General features: G+C 52.6%; 17 protein-coding genes. 10 read left to right on the top strand and 7 right to left on the bottom strand.

The genetic code is table 11. The features are described from left to right. Positions 1-2 precede the first annotated feature (2 nt). Both ACVBDQ_RS04465 and ACVBDQ_RS04460 read left to right on the top strand, forming a co-directional pair. On the top strand, positions 3-1,064 hold the full coding sequence (locus ACVBDQ_RS04465) for an ABC transporter ATP-binding protein (RefSeq protein ID WP_014195173.1): 1,062 nt from the start codon (positions 3-5) through the stop codon (positions 1,062-1,064). After that, the gene (locus ACVBDQ_RS04460; protein WP_020278701.1) at positions 1,057-1,992 is read left to right on the top strand and encodes an ABC transporter ATP-binding protein; all 936 of its coding nucleotides are present in this window, start codon (positions 1,057-1,059) and stop codon (positions 1,990-1,992) included. The genes ACVBDQ_RS04465 and ACVBDQ_RS04460 overlap by 8 nt, the downstream gene beginning before the upstream one ends. Before the next feature lie 88 nt (positions 1,993-2,080). Here ACVBDQ_RS04460 and ACVBDQ_RS04455 read toward each other — a convergent pair whose 3' ends face one another. Next, entirely contained in the window at positions 2,081-2,263 is a 183-nt protein-coding gene (locus ACVBDQ_RS04455; protein WP_011230317.1) for a hypothetical protein, read from the bottom strand. Positions 2,264-2,565: 302 nt separating this feature from the next. On the opposite strand from ACVBDQ_RS04455, the gene spxA reads away from it, so the two are divergent. Continuing rightward, entirely contained in the window at positions 2,566-2,964 is a 399-nt protein-coding gene (gene spxA, locus ACVBDQ_RS04450; protein ID WP_011230318.1) for a transcriptional regulator SpxA, read from the top strand. A gap of 50 nt (positions 2,965-3,014) precedes the next feature. On the opposite strand, the gene ACVBDQ_RS04445 is transcribed toward spxA, so the two are convergent. Beyond that, the gene (locus tag ACVBDQ_RS04445) at positions 3,015-3,674 is read right to left on the bottom strand and encodes a TerC family protein (protein WP_014195176.1); all 660 of its coding nucleotides are present in this window, start codon (positions 3,672-3,674) and stop codon (positions 3,015-3,017) included. Positions 3,675-3,884: 210 nt separating this feature from the next. Between ACVBDQ_RS04445 and mecA the strand changes: the two genes are divergently transcribed. From mecA to pepF, 4 genes are all read left to right on the top strand, one after another. Further along, complete coding sequence (mecA, locus tag ACVBDQ_RS04440) at positions 3,885-4,565, top strand: adaptor protein MecA (protein ID WP_011230320.1); 681 nt, start codon at positions 3,885-3,887, stop codon at positions 4,563-4,565. Positions 4,566-4,661: 96 nt separating this feature from the next. Beyond that, on the top strand, positions 4,662-6,170 hold the full coding sequence (cls, locus tag ACVBDQ_RS04435) for a cardiolipin synthase (protein WP_011230321.1): 1,509 nt from the start codon (positions 4,662-4,664) through the stop codon (positions 6,168-6,170). Between the two features lie 188 nt (positions 6,171-6,358). Then, positions 6,359-7,687 carry a competence protein CoiA gene (locus ACVBDQ_RS04430; RefSeq protein WP_307895649.1) on the top strand — a complete coding sequence of 443 codons (1,329 nt, stop codon included), beginning with the start codon at positions 6,359-6,361 and terminating at the stop codon, positions 7,685-7,687. Further along, positions 7,687-9,510, top strand: coding sequence for an oligoendopeptidase F (gene pepF / locus ACVBDQ_RS04425; protein ID WP_446663056.1), 1,824 nt, complete (start codon positions 7,687-7,689; stop codon positions 9,508-9,510). The genes ACVBDQ_RS04430 and pepF overlap by 1 nt, the downstream gene beginning before the upstream one ends. A gap of 13 nt (positions 9,511-9,523) precedes the next feature. Here pepF and ACVBDQ_RS04420 read toward each other — a convergent pair whose 3' ends face one another. The 5 genes from ACVBDQ_RS04420 to ACVBDQ_RS04400 all read right to left on the bottom strand — a co-directional run bounded on the left by ACVBDQ_RS04420 (position 9,524) and on the right by ACVBDQ_RS04400 (position 12,762). Then, entirely contained in the window at positions 9,524-9,721 is a 198-nt protein-coding gene (locus ACVBDQ_RS04420) for a hypothetical protein (protein ID WP_011230324.1), read from the bottom strand. 425 nt (positions 9,722-10,146) lie between these two features. After that, on the bottom strand, positions 10,147-11,040 hold the full coding sequence (gene spxH / locus ACVBDQ_RS04415; RefSeq protein WP_011230325.1) for a ClpXP adapter protein SpxH: 894 nt from the start codon (positions 11,038-11,040) through the stop codon (positions 10,147-10,149). Beyond that, entirely contained in the window at positions 11,033-11,446 is a 414-nt protein-coding gene (locus ACVBDQ_RS04410) for a globin domain-containing protein (protein ID WP_011230326.1), read from the bottom strand. The genes spxH and ACVBDQ_RS04410 overlap by 8 nt, the downstream gene beginning before the upstream one ends. Before the next feature lie 102 nt (positions 11,447-11,548). Further along, positions 11,549-12,172 carry a lytic transglycosylase domain-containing protein gene (locus tag ACVBDQ_RS04405; RefSeq protein WP_011230327.1) on the bottom strand — a complete coding sequence of 208 codons (624 nt, stop codon included), beginning with the start codon at positions 12,170-12,172 and terminating at the stop codon, positions 11,549-11,551. Further along, on the bottom strand, positions 12,169-12,762 hold the full coding sequence (locus ACVBDQ_RS04400) for a CYTH domain-containing protein (protein ID WP_011230328.1): 594 nt from the start codon (positions 12,760-12,762) through the stop codon (positions 12,169-12,171). Before ACVBDQ_RS04400 ends, ACVBDQ_RS04405 begins: the two co-directional genes overlap by 4 nt. Positions 12,763-12,897: 135 nt before the next feature. On the opposite strand from ACVBDQ_RS04400, the gene ACVBDQ_RS04395 reads away from it, so the two are divergent. From ACVBDQ_RS04395 to ACVBDQ_RS04385, 3 genes are all read left to right on the top strand, one after another. Continuing rightward, the gene (locus ACVBDQ_RS04395) at positions 12,898-13,275 is read left to right on the top strand and encodes a UPF0738 family protein (RefSeq protein ID WP_011230329.1); all 378 of its coding nucleotides are present in this window, start codon (positions 12,898-12,900) and stop codon (positions 13,273-13,275) included. Positions 13,276-13,412: 137 nt separating this feature from the next. Further along, positions 13,413-14,051, top strand: a complete 639-nt coding sequence (locus ACVBDQ_RS04390; RefSeq protein ID WP_011230330.1) for a GTP pyrophosphokinase — start codon at positions 13,413-13,415, stop codon at positions 14,049-14,051. Beyond that, positions 14,048-14,863 carry an NAD kinase gene (locus ACVBDQ_RS04385; protein ID WP_011230331.1) on the top strand — a complete coding sequence of 272 codons (816 nt, stop codon included), beginning with the start codon at positions 14,048-14,050 and terminating at the stop codon, positions 14,861-14,863. Before ACVBDQ_RS04390 ends, ACVBDQ_RS04385 begins: the two co-directional genes overlap by 4 nt. Positions 14,864-14,960: the final 97 nt, after the last annotated feature.

The raw sequence follows: 14,960 nt of genomic DNA, 5'->3' as shown, positions 1-14,960 counted from the left end.
CGATGGAGAAAATTTTGCAGGTGAACGATTTGCATATTTCCTTTGACATCCACGCCGGTGAAGTGCAGGCGGTTCGCGGCGTCACGTTCGACTTGTATAAGGGAGAAACGCTGGCGATCGTCGGCGAGTCAGGGTCTGGGAAATCAGTGACTTCAAAAGCGTTGATGCGCCTGTTGCCGACACCGCCGAGCCGGATTAAGCAAGGGGAAATTTTATTTGAAGGCAAAGACTTGACCAAGCTGTCGGAGAAAGAGATGCAATCGATCCGCGGTGCGGAAATTTCAATGATTTTCCAAGATCCGATGACGTCGCTCAATCCGACGATGACGATTGGGAAACAAATTATGGAAGCGATTTTAAAGCATCAAAAGCTGTCGAAAGATGAAGCGCGCAAACGGGCGATTGAACTATTGCAGCTGGTCGGCATTAAAAACGCCGAGCTGCGCATGAAGCAATACCCGCACCAATTTTCCGGCGGGATGCGCCAGCGTGTTGTCATCGCCATCGCCTTGGCGTGCAATCCGAAAATTTTGATCGCCGATGAACCGACGACAGCGCTTGATGTGACGATTCAGGCGCAAATTTTGGAGTTGATGAAAGACATTCAGAAAAAGCTCGGCATGTCGATTATTTTCATCACCCATGATTTAGGGGTCGTCGCCAACATGGCCGACCGAGTGGCCGTGATGTATGCCGGGAAAATCGTGGAGATCGGCACGGTGGATGAAATTTTTTACAATCCGAAACATCCGTACACGTGGGGATTGCTGGCCTCGATGCCGAGCCTTGATCATAAAGATACGGAGCTGTATTCGATTCCGGGTTCGCCGCCGGATTTGTTAAATCCGCCAAAAGGCGATGCGTTTGCGCCGCGCAATCCGTATGCGCTCAAAATTGACTATGAGCTCGAGCCGCCGATGTTCCAAGTGTCTGATACGCACTATGCGGCGACATGGCTGTTGCATGAAATGGCGCCGAAAGTGGAACCGCCGGCTATCGTGCGTGAACGGATGAAACGGTTTGCTGACATCGTCGCCCGGAAAGGAGGAAAACCGCGTGGCTAGACAAAAGCTGCTTGAGGTCAAAAATTTGAAACAGTATTTCCCAGCTGGACGCGGTCAGGTGGTGAAAGCAGTCGACGGCGTCACCTTTGACATTTATAAAGGTGAAACGTTCGGCCTTGTCGGCGAGTCGGGCTGCGGCAAGTCGACAACGGGGCGGACGATCATCCGGCTGTACGAAGCGACGGAAGGAGAAGTGCTGTTTAACGGCGTCAATGTGCACGGCAAAAAATCAAAAAAAGAGCTGAAAGAGTTAAATCGGAAAATGCAGATGATTTTCCAAGATCCGTATGCGTCGTTGAATCCGCGGATGACGGTCGCGGATATTATCGCTGAGGGCATCGACATCCATGGGCTGGCGAAAACGAAAGAAGAACGGATGCAACGCGTGTATGAATTGCTTGAGACGGTTGGCTTGAACCGCGAGCATGCCAGCCGCTACCCGCATGAGTTTTCCGGCGGTCAGCGCCAGCGGATCGGCATCGCCCGGGCGCTTGCCGTCGAGCCGGAATTCATCATCGCCGATGAGCCGATTTCGGCGCTTGACGTTTCCATTCAGGCGCAAGTCGTGAACTTATTGAAGCGCCTGCAGCGTGAAAAAGGGTTGACGTACTTGTTTATTGCCCATGACTTGTCGATGGTCAAATACATCAGCGACCGGATCGGCGTCATGTATTTCGGGAAAATGGTCGAGCTCGCTGAATCGGAAGAGCTGTACCGCAATCCGATCCACCCATACACGAAGGCGCTCTTGTCGGCCATTCCGCTTCCTGATCCGGAAACGGAGCGGACGCGCAAGCGGATCGTTTACGACCCGGCGCAACATGGCTACAAAGATGGAGAGGAACTTGAATTCCGTGAAATTACGCCTGGCCATTTTGTGCTTTGTTCAGAGGAAGAATATAAGCGGTATCGGGCGATGTATGCCTAGCCGAATCGAAAAAAGCGCCGCTCTTTCACCGCCGCATGGTGCGAACGGCGAAAGAGGCGGCACCCACCTATGCGCCTGTTTTGGCGCGTTATTTTTTTCCCCCGACGACTTTCCATCCTTGTTGGATGCGGCGGGAGGCCTCGACATGCTTTCCACTTTTGTTTCGGCCGAACATCCGCTCTCCGATCGTGTTGCTGATGTTCCCCATCAATGCGGTGAGGACGACGATCAATGCCGAAGCAATGGCAAAGTCGATGAAATAGCCGGCCATCGGTTCTTCCTCCCTTTTCCTTTTCTACTTTGATTGTAGAGGATTTGCCTTCACTTTGGAAGAGGAAAGAAAGAAAATTGCATTTATCATCGAAAAACTATATCTTTCTTGGCCGATGTATTGTATAATATATCATGTTAAAGTCATTTCAATTTGCAAACGATTGGCAAAGCGGCTGATCGCCAGACTGGCGTCCAGGCCGTGTCGCTATGCTGTCAGACGTCAAACCGGCATAGCGGTGCACGTCTGTCGTCTGACGGACGAGGGAAGCAAGGGATTCCTTGTCAAAAGGAGTGATCGAAGTGGTCAAGCTATACACATCACCGAGCTGCACGTCATGCCGGAAGGCGAAGGCGTGGCTCGAGAAGCACAATATTCCTTATGTCGAGCGCAATATTTTCTCCGAGCCGCTCACGGTCGAGGAGATTAAAGAGATTTTGCGGATGACGGAAACGGGAACGGATGAGATCATTTCGACCCGTTCGAAAGTGTTCCAAAAGCTGAACATTAACTTGGAAGCTCTGCCGCTGCAAGATTTGTACGAACTCATTCAAAAAAACCCAGGCATTTTGCGCCGGCCGATCATCATTGATGAAAAGCGGCTTCAAGTCGGCTACAACGAAGATGAAATCCGCCGCTTTCTGCCGCGCAAAGTGCGGGCGTATCAGCTTCGTGAAGCGCAGCGGCTGGTGAACGGGTAATAAAAAAACTTCTACATGGTCTGCCATGTAGAAGTTTTTTATCATTTGCTTTATGCGGCGCGCGACCGGCGGTGGGCCGCCAAGCCGAGCAAAACGGCAAGAACGGCCGCCGCCATTGGAAACAGCGCCTCCCCATTCGGGGGGTAAAACGGGCGCAACCGCTCTTCGGCAGCGATCATCTTTCCAGCGGTGTACGCCAAGAGGGCGCCGCCGGCATAAATGAGAATCGGGAACCGTTCCATGGCATAAAGGATGATTTTGCTGCCTAAAATGATGATAGGAACGGAACAGAGAAAACCGAACACAACAAGTCCGATATGGCCTTGAGCCGCTCCAGCGATGGCGATGACGTTGTCAAGACCCATGGCGACATCGGCGGCGACGATCGTCTGGATGGCTTTCCAAAGCGACGGTTCGGCTTTGATCATAGTCGGTTTTTCGTCTTTTTGCCCGATCAGTTTCAAGGCGATCCAAAAGAGGACGACGCCTCCAGCGAGCTGCAAGAACGGAATCGTCAACAGCCAAACGACGGCCACCGTCAAGACAATGCGAACAGCGATCGCCAGCGCGGTGCCGACAATGATGGCCACATTCCGCTTTTGTTCCGGCAAGTTGCGGCTTGCCAGCGCAATGACAACCGCATTGTCCCCGCCAAGAATGACATCAATGCCGATAATCAGCAAGATGGAAACGATGTATTCATCCACCATAGGCGTCCCTCATTCCGTCCGTGTTCATCATCATTATAGTAGGGCATGGCCGGTTTCATAACCAATTTTTAAAAATGCGTTTTTTTATTTCCCTTCTTTCGCTTTTTATCATAAAATAAAAGTACAAGATCATAAGTTTTGATTTAAATAGTTTCAGGGGCACAATCCCTTCCTTTTTTATTTCTCTGTTTTAGAAGGGAGAGTTGAGAAATGGAAATCGAACGCATCAATGAACATACGGTGAAGTTCTACATTTCCTATGTTGATATAGAGGAGCGCGGCTTTGACCGCGAGGAAATTTGGTACAATCGGGAACGAAGCGAAGAATTATTTTGGGAAATGATGGATGAAGTTCACGGGGAAAGCGATTTTTCGCTCGATGGCCCGCTTTGGATCCAAGTGCAGGCGCTCGAAAAAGGGCTTGAAGTCGTCGTGACGAAAGCGCAGTTGTCCAAAGACGGAAGCAAGCTCGAGCTGCCGCTTCCAGAAGAGAAATGGCGCGAGTTTTCGCTGTCAGCTGGTGAAAAGGTGGAATCGCTGTTCGGCCACCATTTCCACTTTGGTCAAAACGGGGACGCCGAGGAGAGAGAAGAGCAAGATGTCCTTCAATTCATCCTTTCGTTCAAGGATATCGAGGATGTCATTTCCTTGGCCCATCGCGCTGACTTCTCTCGGTTGTCGAATCGCCTGTTCCAATTTGAAGGCCGCTATTACTTGTTCGTGGAGTTTGACGAGCGCTACACCGAGCAGGAAGTGGACAATATGCTCAGCCTTCTGTTGGAATACGGAAGCGATTCCCAGCTGACGATTTATCGACTTGAAGAATACGGGACTGAAATTATGGGCGACAATGCACTCGAAACGATCAAAACGTATTTTCCAGCCTTATAATGTTTCCATTCCGCCGATTTCGCCGCCAGAAATCGGCGTTTTCTACGTTAGCGGAAGAAAAACGGCCATCATGAAGAGCCGGGTGGAGGGGTTTTGTTGCGAAACACATCGAGAGTGGCGATTCTCGTCGTCATTGTCGGCGCGTTGCTGGCATTGACGAACGGGTTTTGGGAAGGGAAGCTGCTTGGTCTTTTCAGCGTATTGATGTCTTGTTCCGTCATCTTTATTGCGCTGGTCATTTCTCTTGAGAATCGAAAGCCGGCGCAGACGATCGCTTGGCTGGCGGTGCTGGGGAGCTTTCCGATTGTCGGCTTTTTGTTTTATTTATTGTTCGGACGCAACTATTGGCAACAACGGCGCTATAAAAAGAAAGCCGATTTTGATGAGGCGGTGCTGCTCAAGTTTCAAGAGCCGTCGCCGATTGCCGTCGAGCGGCTGCCGATGGCGCCCCATCAGCGTCCGCTTTTGCGCCTTGCTTATCGCATCGGCCAGCATCCGGTTTCACTTGCTTCGCAGACGGCGGTGTTGACGAACGGAGAGGAGACATTTTCTTCTATTTTTGCTGAACTGGAAAAAGCGGAACACCATATTCATTTAGAATATTATATTGTCCGTCATGATGAAATCGGCCAACAGTTGAAGCGCGTCTTGATGGAAAAAGCGCGTCAAGGTGTGCGCGTCCGTTTTTTGTACGACGCCGTTGGAAGTTGGAAGTTGTCAAACGCCTATATCGAGGAGCTGCGCGCGGCTGGAGTCGAGATGATCCCGTTTTCACCAGTGCGCCTCCCGTTTTTAAGCAACCAAATCAATTTCCGCAATCACCGAAAGATCATTGTCATCGATGGAGGCGTCGGCTTTGTCGGCGGGCTGAACATCGGAGATGAGTATTTAGGAAAAAACAAATATTTCGGATTTTGGCGCGATACGCACTTATTGATCCGCGGTGAAGCCGTCCGGACGCTCCAGCTCATTTTTTTGCAAGATTGGTATTACATGACGGGAGAACGCTTGTTGACGCCGGACTATTTGTCGCCGCCGCTCATCGTCGAGGAAGGGCAAGGCGGGGTGCAGCTCATTGCCGGCGGTCCGGACCAAAAGTGGGAAGTGATCAAACAGCTGTATTTTGCCATGATTACGTCGGCCAAACGGTCGATTTGGGTTGCCTCGCCGTACTTTGTGCCGGATGAAGACATTTTGACGGCGCTCAAAGTGGCGGCGTTAAGCGGCATCGATGTTCGCCTGCTGGCGCCAAAGCGTCCGGATAAAAAAATTGTCTTTTACGCTTCGCGCTCGTATTTTCCCGAGCTGCTCGAGGCTGGGGTGAAAATTTACGAGTATGAGAAAGGGTTTTTGCACAGCAAAGTCATCGTCGTCGATGGCGAGCTCGCCTCGATCGGCACGGCGAACATGGATATGCGCAGTTTCCATTTAAACTTTGAAGTGAACGCCTTTTTGTATTATACCGACAGCATTCATAAACTCGTCCGCGACTTTTTGGAAGATTTTCGCCACGCTTCCATGATCGACTACGAACAGTTTCAACAGCGCCCGTTCCGGGTGCGTATCGCTGAATCGGTCTCCCGGCTGTTGTCGCCTCTGTTGTAACCAACCGCTTGTAAACGCCAGTCCGCCGAATCGGCGGACTTTTTTCGACGCAGTTTGGCTTTGGGCAGGAAAACCGGCGATGGTCAACGAATAAAAGGGAAGAACCGAACGGTGAAGGGGGGCAGCAGAGAACAATTCCAGCTGTTCCCGCTCACGGACAACTATTTTTTACTGGAAAGGAAGTGATCATGTTGTTTGTCGCTCTCGCCGCTGATGGCAGGACGGTTTCGCTTGCCGGGGCGGAAAGATGGGAACGAGAGGGGCTGATGCGCCTGAAACGACAGGAACCGTTTTTTTGTCCCGCGTGCCGTCAAGAAGTGGTGCTCCGGTCGGGCCGCTACCGTTTGCCGCATTTCGCCCATCGAAAAGGGGCGGCCTGCCCGGTCGAGCACGAACCGGAGTCGGAGCGTCACTTAACTGGGAAGCGAGACTTGTTCGCGTGGCTCATTCGCCAAGGCATGGAGGCGAAGCTCGAGCCGTATTTGCCCGCCATCAAGCAGCGTCCTGACGTATTGTTCCGCCATGGCCCACACCTTTATGCCCTCGAATACCAATGTTCCACGATCGATGAATCGCTGTTTCGCGAACGCAATGACGGCTACCGTCTCCTTGGCATCCGCCCGTTGTGGGTGTTAGGAGCCCATCATTTGCGGCGTTCGCCAAAATATTCGGGGGAAGTGCAGCTCTCCCGGTTTCAATGGTTGTTTGCCCATCGCGCTCCACATTCAGTCGTTCCACATATATGGTACTACAGTCCAGAGACGAAACGCTTTATCCGTCTTTTTCGCCCGTTGCCGCTATCGGTGCAGCGAACATTGGCCGCGGTCGATTCGATTCCGCTTTCGTCGTTTTCGTTCCCCGATTGGATGGCCCCCTGCCCGCTGCCGCTTCCATCCGAGTTTTGGGAGCGATGGCTCGAACGAAAAAAACAATGGCGGCGGACGTTTCCGCTTTATCCGAACCAAACCGTGCGCCGCATTTGTGCTGATTTTTACCAGGCGGGCATCGTTCCGTCACTGTTTCCGACCGAAGCAGGCTGGCCAGTGCCGCGGGGGTATTTATGGGAGACGGCGCCGTTCATTTGGCAAACGTATGTCCTTTTGTTTCTTCTTGGAAAGACCGGACGGCCGGCAACGGCAGTATCTTTATTTCAGTGGCTCGACGACAAAATCCGCACCGGCCGCCTCGTTCCGCGCCGGCTGCCGCTTGTCGGCCGGGATACGTATCGTGAGGCCGTCGGCGAGTATTTGCATTGGTTGAGCCTGCTCGGCTATCTCCGCCGCGAAGAGGGCGACCAGCTTCATTTGGTGAAGCCGCTGTCGTTTCCGTCGACCGTCGATCAGATGATTCATCAAGATGCTGCGCTTCTTGAGCAAATTCACCAAACGTCGGCGCTTAGCTGCTATTGGTCAACACTTGAGTTCGGGAGAGTGGAAAAAATGAGCGGAAAACAGGAAAAGATGAACGGAATGGTGAATAATAATTCGTGTATCGATTATTTGTATAAGGAGGAATGATGACGGTGGAGGAAAAGAAAGCGAAAAAGTCGCTGCCGCTGCGAAGCGAGATTCCTGTGGAAGAAACGTGGCGGCTTGAGGACATTTTTCCCACCGATGACGCCTGGGAAGAAGAATTCAAACAAGTGAAGGCAATGATTCCAAAGCTTGGCGAATACAAAGGGCGGCTTGGCGAATCGCCGGAAGTGCTGTATGAAGCATTGCAATGCCAAGATGACGTATCGATGCGCCTCGGCAAGCTGTATACATACGCCCATATGCGCTATGATCAAGATACGACCAACTCGTTTTACCAAGGGCTCGACGCCCGGGCGAAAAGCTTGTACAGCGAAGCATCGAGCGCGATGGCGTTTATCGTGCCGGAAATTTTGGCGATCGATGAAGCGGTGCTGCGCTCGTTTTTGGAACAATACGAGCCGCTTCGCTTGTATGCGCACGCGTTAGACGAAATTACGCGCCAGCGCCCGCACGTGCTGTCGGCAGAAGAGGAGGCGATCTTGGCGCAGGCAGCCGAGGTGATGCAGGCGACATCCGACACGTTCAGCGCGTTGAACAACGCTGATTTGACGTTTCCGACGATCATCGATGAAAACCGCGAGGAAGTCGAAGTCACGCACGGCCGGTTCATCCGCTTTTTAGAAAGCACGGACCGCCGCGTCCGCCGCGATGCGTTTTACGCCGTATACCATACGTATGAGAAGTTTCAAAATACGTTCGCCAATACGCTTGCCGGCACGGTGAAAAAAGACAACTTTTTCGCCCGCATCCGCCGCTACCGTTCGGCGCGAGAAGCGGCGTTGGATGCGAACAACATTCCGGAGAGCGTCTATGACAATCTAATCGCCGCGATTCACGAACATTTGCCGCTGTTGCATCGGTACGTGCGGCTGCGCAAACGAGTGCTTGGGCTTGATGAGCTGCATATGTACGATTTGTACACGCCGCTTGTGCAAGAAGTGAAAATGGAAGTGACGTACGAGGAAGCGAAGCAATATATGCTTGAAGGGCTCGCGCCGCTTGGCGAGGAATATGTGGCGATCGTGAAAGAAGGTCTTGACAACCGTTGGGTCGATGTGCGCGAAAACAAAGGAAAGCGAAGCGGCGCCTATTCGTCGGGAGCGTACGGCACCCATCCGTACATTTTGCTCAACTGGCAGGACAATGTGAACAATTTGTTTACACTTGTGCATGAGTTTGGCCATTCGGTGCACAGCTACTATACGCGCAAAACGCAGCCGTATCCATATGCGCATTATTCAATTTTCGTCGCCGAAGTGGCGTCGACGTGCAATGAGGCGCTGTTGAACGACTACTTGCTGAGAACGATCGATGATGAGAAAAAGCGGCTCTATTTGCTCAACCATTATCTTGAGGGGTTCCGCGGCACGGTTTTTCGCCAGACGATGTTCGCGGAGTTTGAGCATTTGATCCATTTGAAGGCGCAACAAGGCGAAGCGTTGACGGCCGAAACGTTGAGCGCCCTTTATTACGACTTAAATAAAACGTATTTTGGCGATGATATTGTCGTGGACAAAGAAATCGGCCTCGAGTGGGCGCGCATTCCGCATTTTTATTACAACTACTACGTGTACCAATACGCAACCGGCTTCAGCGCGGCGACTGCACTCAGTAAACAAATTTTGGAAGAAGGCGAACCGGCGGTGAGACGGTACATCGACTTTTTGAAAGCCGGCAGCTCTGATTACCCGATTGAAGTGTTGAAAAAAGCCGGCGTCGACATGACGAGCGCCGAGCCGATCCGCCAAGCGTGCCAAGTGTTTGCGGAGAAGCTTGATGAGATGGAACGGCTGCTTGAGAAATGAAACGAATGCGGCGCTACAGCCGCATTCGTTTGGACGGAAATCCACGAAACTGATGGCGGCGGTTCCATGTCGCTGCCAATCCAAGCAAGGAGAGAAACAAAAGCGGCATGGTCGCCCAAAGCGGAAGGAGCTGCATGAGGCCCAACAAGTTCAGAATAAAGGCGGCAGTGGATGCCGCCGCCCAAAGGGATAAGACGATGCGCTGCTTCATGGCGATGGCCACCTCTTCCCATTTGCTTTAGTTGATGGCTCTTCACCACAACATGTATTTGACAAGCAATACGGTTTCCTGCACAAAGATGTGCAAAAATCACTGATTTGTTGATTTTCCCTCACAAGCGTAAATAGGGTATGTTCAGAAAAAATCAAGTACAACTTTTGGTGAAGAGCCTAGTTGATTATATGCTGTTTGTCTGCCTGATCATGACGCAGGGCGAATTATGACAATAATGTGAACAAACGAGCAAACGGGTTGCCAATTTAGTTGGACGTTTGGTAAGATAAAAACGTGAACGGAAGACAAAACCTGATACCCCTTTGTTTGACCGTGAACAATTTCTCCCATCCCCTTTGTTGTCTTGGCAACAAGAAAAAGCCCGGCGTCAGCCGGGCTTTTTCTTGCGCCCATCCCTGCTGCTAGGGACGGGAATCATCGATATAGCGCCAAAATGTTCCGTGTTTGACGGGCACCCGCTCCACTTTTTGCTTTAGCTGCAGCTTTTTCATTTCCGTTTCCGCTTCTTGGATCGTCCAGTTGTACACAACGGCAACTTCCTTTGTGGCGACGAATTTAAAATGGCTTAAAAATGATTCCAGCGGAGGAGGAGAGGACGGTTCAGGATGGAAGCCGAGCATTTCAGCGATCAATTCGACGTAGATGTCGTACGGATAGCATCCGGAAATTTTAATGCCTTCGTCTTCAATGTTTTCATTAAACAACACAAGCGTCGGAATTTCGTCAACGTCCATTTCCGAGGTGATTTTTAAATCGCATTGGAACGCTTTCGCCGCTCCCGGCGAGTGCATGTCGCGCAAAAATTCATCGACATCCAAGCCCGCTTTGACGGCGCATTCGGCGAGCACCGACAAATCGGCGACATTTTGTTTTTCGAGAAAGAGCTGTTCTTGCAGCTTGCGCAAAAAGCGAAGGCCAGCCCGCTTTCCTTGCATTTCCGCCGCTTTAATGGCGAGCGATGGGGCGAACGGGCTCGAAATCGGGTTTTCGAGCCAAACGCTGCCGTCGCATGACATGCCGGTGCGGTTCGCCGCCCACTCCCACGCTTTGGCCATTGCCTCCGGCTTCGTTCCTTTGCGCGCGCTCCATGTCGCCCATGTTCCGCTCAATATGTGCCTTAAGGTAAAAAAACGGCCGTATTCGATCGTCAGTTTTTTGATGACTGGTTCAAGCCCCCAGCATTCCGGGCATAAAGGATCGATAAACAAATACAGCTCGAGCGGTTTGTTCGTGTTGCCTAGCGGCTGGGAAGGGTAGCAAGTTGATGTCGTCTTCCCAGCAAACTTCTCACTCAAGGGTATGCTCCTTTCTGTCCAGATGATCTGGGGTATTGACCATATGATGGGCGGTGAGTACGAGCCGGTGATAAAACTGTTCGCGCGCCGGCCCGGACAAGCCGATTTCGTCCATGGCTGCCCGCATGCAGGCAAGCCACGCTTCCGCCCGCTTCGGCGTGATTTCAAAGCGGAGATGGCGCGCCCTCAGCATGGGGTGTCCATGCTCTGCCGTGTAAAGAGGGGGGCCGCCTAAATATTGTGTTAAAAACTGTTTTTGCTTGCGGGCGGTTTCCGTCAAATCGTCAGGGAAAATGGGCCGCAAGTCCGGATGCGCGGCCACGCGACGGTAAAATGCTTCGACAAGTTTCGCAACCGTCTCCTCTCCGCCGATCGCCTCATAAAGAGTTTGCCATTGTTCACCCATCGCGGATGCTCCTTTTGTTTGAAAATCATTCGTTGTCGTTTGATTGCTATTTTATCAACAGCACGCATGGATCTCAAACAAAGTGACTCGAGCGCCGCTCGTTTATGTGCGGTAGCTTTTCAACACGCGTTCGACATACGCCCGCGTTTCGGCAAATGGCGGCACGCCCCCATAGCGGTCGACGTGCCCGGGCCCGGCGTTGTAGGCGGCTAAGGCGAGAGTGATATTGCCGCTGTACCGGTCAAGGAGCTGGCGCAAATATTTTACGCCGCCGTCGATGTTTTGCGCCGGATCAAGCGGGTTGTTGACGCCGAGCATTTTTGCCGTGCTTGGCATGAGCTGCATGAGTCCAAGCGCTCCAGCCGGGCTTTTCGCATCGGGACGGAAATTTGACTCATGGCGAATGACGGCGCGGATGAGCTGCGGGTCAACATCGTATTTTTCCGCTGCCGCCGCGATTAAAGCATCGATGGAAGAAGATGAGTTGGTTGCAGCACCCGCTTCATGTTCGAGCGGGGCGCTGCGATGGCCGGCGGGCGCCGGGGGCTGACCGCTTAGGGCAGCTTGAGGCGCCTCGGCAGAAGATTCCTCACCGCGGCTGAGAGATTCGGCAAGCAAGCTTGAAAACAAGGATGGCACCGGCGATGGCAACAGGCTGGAGCGTCCGGGTGAGAACGCATTGAGCGCCTGCCATTCGATGAGCAGCTTTAATGGCGAAACGGTCATCGTCTTTCCTCCATTTCTTTCATGCGGGCGTAAAAGCGGGCGATTTTGTTTGGCGCCGGGCGGCGCGGGATGCCGAGCGCCTCAAGCAGGCGCAAAAACCGCTTTTCACCCGCTTCCACGTGATCCACTTCATATTCAAGTTCGTAATCTTCGCTTTGCAAGTAACAGTTATGGTCAAGGCATAGCGTGCCGCCTTCATGCGGCCATTCGGCTCGGTCGGTGACAAGGGAGCCAAAGCAGCGCACCTCGTGTGGGTTGATGCCCAGTTCTGCAAGCAAATCGGCGATCGCCCCGCGCGGCGCCGCTATACCAGCAAGCAACGCTTCCGCTTCAGACAGCGAAAGCGGCTCATGGATTTCCAAAATGGTCCCGTCCGCCCGCGTTTGTTTCAGCGTCAAGGTCAGGCGTCCCTCTTTCGCCCGGATGCGCAGCGCTGCCGCTCGTTCTTTCAGGGCGAATGACGGGGTGTCAAAGTAATGGTTTTCCTGGCGGAAGAAAGCGCCATCATCAAGGCGGAAGGCGGCGCGGACGGCAGCAAACTCCGCTGCCGTTAACAAGTTTTTTAATTCGATTTCGATTTCTTGATGCATCGTGAATCCCCTTCAGACAGGATAGTCGTCTCCCTCTATTATCAGCTGTTTTCCGGCGAATATCAATTATTTCGCCTGTATAGGGTGAATATGGTAAAATAAAGGGCGGATGGTTGATGCGGAAGGAGAGAAAACATGAACGAAAAATGGATCGTCGAGCGGGTGGAGCGGGAAGGCGGCCGGCTTTGGCTGTATGTCAATGATGCTCCGGTTCCGCTTGCCCGCGTAACGCCGAAACGCCATATGCTTGTCGATTCGGATGCGTTGGCGTTTGCGTACATTTTGGAAACCGATGACCGCTTTCTATATGTCATGATTCCGAAGCCGTGGTGGCCTGAGCTAAAGGCGGCGCTTGACGCCAAGGAGCCGGTCTGGCTTCGATGTGGAGAGAGGACGCTTGAGCTTGAACAGTTTCACGATGAACTGTCTTATTTGCTTGAAAATATTCGCGGCAACGCCAACTATGGCGAGGCGCTTGAACAGGCGGTGCAAGACGTGTTTTTTGAGCAATAAGCCGGGGGTTTTCCCTTTCCGGCGCGTTCGAACAGGGAGCGGCCCGGTGAATTCGCATCGTGCAGCAAGAAAGAGGCGCGGTTGCGCCCTCTTGACGTAAGCCGCGGGAGATCGAAAACATGTAGGCAGGTGGTACGATGGTCAACCATTGGGATTTGTTTTTAGCCCCGTATAAGCAGGCGGTTGAGGAGCTGAAAGTGAAGCTAAGGGGCATTCGCGCCCAATTTGAGATGATTGAAGCGCACTCGCCGATTGAGTTTGTCACCGGACGGGTGAAGCCCGTCGCCAGCATTTTGGATAAGGCGCAAAAGAAAAACATCCCGCTCGACCGTCTTGAGGAAGAGATGCAAGATATTGCGGGGCTGCGCATCATGTGCCAGTTTGTCGATGACATTAAGACCGTCGTCGAGCTATTGCGCCAGCGCAACGATTTTACGATTGTTGAAGAACGCGATTACATCACGCAAAAAAAAGAGAGCGGCTACCGCTCGTACCATGTCGTCATCCGCTATCCAGTGCAGACGATCCGCGGTGAAAAAAACATTTTGGCGGAGATTCAAATTCGAACGTTGGCGATGAACTTTTGGGCGACGATTGAGCATTCGTTGAACTATAAGTACAGCGGGCGTTTCCCCGAAGATATCAAAGTTCGGCTGCAGCGCGCCGCGGAGGCGGCCTATCGCCTCGATGAGGAGATGTCGAAAATCCGCTTTGAAATTCAAGAAGCGCAGGCTGCTTTTTCTCGAAAACAAGAAGCAAAAGGAGAAGGGCAATGAAACGGACGGACGCGCCGCTCGTGTTCGCCATCACGTCCAAAGGCGACGACATATCAAACGCTCTGGCGCAAAAAATGAAAACGTATTTGCTTGACTTTGACTTGCGTTACGATGAAGAGGAACCTGATCTCGTCATTTCGGTTGGCGGTGATGGAACGCTGTTGTATGCGTTCCATCGCTATTGCCATCGGTTGGACAAGACGGCGTTTGTCGGAGTCCATACTGGCCATCTCGGCTTTTACGCGGACTGGGTGCCGGAGGAACTCGAAAAGCTCGTCATCGCCATCGCTAAGACGCCGTACCAAGTGGTCGAATACCCGCTCCTTGAGGTGACGATCCGCTATCTCAACGGTGGAAGCGAGGCAAAGTATTTAGCGCTCAATGAATGCACAGTCAAGTGCGTCAGCGGGACGCTCGTGATGGATGTCGAGATTCGCGGCGACTTGTTTGAGCGGTTCCGCGGCGACGGGTTGTGCATTTCGACGCCGACCGGCAGCACGGCTTACAATAAAGCGCTCGGCGGCGCGATTTTGCATCCTTCGCTTGAGGCGATTCAAGTGACCGAGATGGCGTCGATCAACAACCGCGTGTTTCGGACAATCGGTTCGCCGCTCGTGCTGCCGGCGCACCATACGTGTTTACTCAAGCCGGTCAACCACGTCGATTTTCAAATTACGATCGACCATTTGTCACTGTTGCATAAAGAAGTGAAGTCGATTCAATGCCGGGTGGCCGATGAAAAGGTGCGTTTCGCCCGCTTTCGGCCGTTTCCGTTTTGGCGGCGGGTGCGCGACTCGTTTATCGCCGACTGAGGGAAAACCCGCCTCCTTGGTTAGGCAACGCTTCCCGTTTGCGGCGAGGTGATGGTCTTTTGGCGCGGATGCCGATTCCGTTTTAGCGGCGCCAAAG

Source organism: Geobacillus sp. CCR, assembly GCF_052906625.1.
This window is presented reverse-complemented; position numbering and strand designations above follow the sequence as displayed.